1 rRNA gene is annotated in these 655 nt (G+C 51.3%); it reads right to left on the bottom strand.

Features of this window, described 5'->3' with window-relative positions:
- Window positions 1-655, bottom strand: a 23S ribosomal RNA gene (locus F4V54_RS11095); the annotation flags it as partial.

The following is a 655-nucleotide window of genomic DNA, read 5'->3' as shown; positions in this document are numbered from 1 at the left end:
ACGCCATTCGTGCAGGTCGGAACTTACCCGACAAGGAATTTCGCTACCTTAGGATGGTTATAGTTACCACCGCCGTTTACTGGGGCTTAAATTCTCAGCTTCGCCAACAAAGATGACTAACCGGTCCTCTTAACCTTCCAGCACCGGGCAGGCGTCAGTCCATATACATCAACTTAACGTCTTCGCATGGACCTGTGTTTTTGATAAACAGTCGCTTCCCTCTATTCTCTGCGACCCCACAACGCTTCCAGCCGTAAAGACCTTCACGTCGTGAGGCCCCCCTTCTCCCGAAGTTACGGGGGCATTTTGCCGAATTCCTTAACCACAGTTCACCCGAACGCCTTAGTATTTTCAACCTGACTACCTGTGTCGGTTTAGGGTACGGGCCATACACACACATCGCTAGAGGCTTTTCTCGACAGTACAGGATCACCACCATCAACCCTTGTGGGTCTACGCATCACGTCTCAACCAAATGTGTGGCGGATTTACCTACCACACGATCTGCACGCTTACACCACCAATCCAATAAGTGGCGTGGCTACCTCACTGCGTCACCCCATCACTTGAACCACACATCAGGCCCCACGACATCAACACCACCAATCTTCAAAGAAGACTAGCAGTGCATCCGCGGTGGGTAGTATCAGTGCTT

Origin of the sequence: Corynebacterium tuscaniense, assembly GCF_008693065.1 — a bacterium.
Classification (GTDB): domain Bacteria; phylum Actinomycetota; class Actinomycetes; order Mycobacteriales; family Mycobacteriaceae; genus Corynebacterium; species Corynebacterium tuscaniense.
Note: the sequence above shows the minus strand (reverse complement) of the source record. Positions and strands in the feature narration are given on the sequence as shown.